The organism is Enterobacter sp. 342, from assembly GCF_036663495.1.
GTDB lineage: Bacteria > Pseudomonadota > Gammaproteobacteria > Enterobacterales > Enterobacteriaceae > Enterobacter.
Window position 1 is genome coordinate 1 of sequence record NZ_JAWUEI010000132.1, and the last position, 593, is coordinate 593.

At 56.5% G+C, this 593-nt stretch carries 1 protein-coding gene; it reads left to right on the top strand.

All coding sequences use genetic code 11. The annotated features are described in order from the left end of the window. The first annotated feature begins 103 nt into the window (after positions 1 to 103). Complete coding sequence (gene merR / locus V6E55_RS25605; RefSeq protein WP_001166628.1) at positions 104 to 559, top strand: Hg(II)-responsive transcriptional regulator; 456 nt, start codon at positions 104 to 106, stop codon at positions 557 to 559. The last annotated feature ends 34 nt before the right edge of the window (positions 560 to 593 follow it).

Here is a 593-nt window from a genome sequence, read left to right on the forward strand (position 1 = left end):
TTTTGTGGTTCAGACTTTTGTGGTTCAGACATACGCTTGTCCTTTCAAATTTGGTTTGGATAGCTTAAGCTTACTTCCGTAGTTATGTACGGAGTCAAGCGATATGCAAATTAATTTTGAGAATCTGACCATTGGCGTTTTTGCCAAGGCGGCCGGGGTCAATGTGGAGACCATCCGGTTCTACCAGCGCAAGGGCCTGCTGCCGGAGCCAGACAAGCCCTATGGCAGCATTCGCCGCTATGGCGAGGCGGATGTAACACGAGTGCGGTTCGTGAAATCGGCCCAGCGGCTGGGCTTTAGCCTGGACGAAATCGCCGAGCTACTGCGGCTGGAGGATGGCACCCATTGCGAGGAAGCCAGCGGCCTGGCCGAGCACAAGCTCAAGGATGTGCGCGAGAAGATGGCCGACTTGGCACGCATGGAGGCCGTGCTGTCTGAACTGGTGTGCGCCTGCCATGCGCGGAAAGGGAACGTTTCCTGCCCGCTGATTGCGTCACTGCAAGACGGAACGAAGCTCGCTGCATCGGCGCGGGGGAGTCACGGGGTGACTACGCCTTAGCGTGCTTTATTTTCCGAATTCTGAGACGACCCCT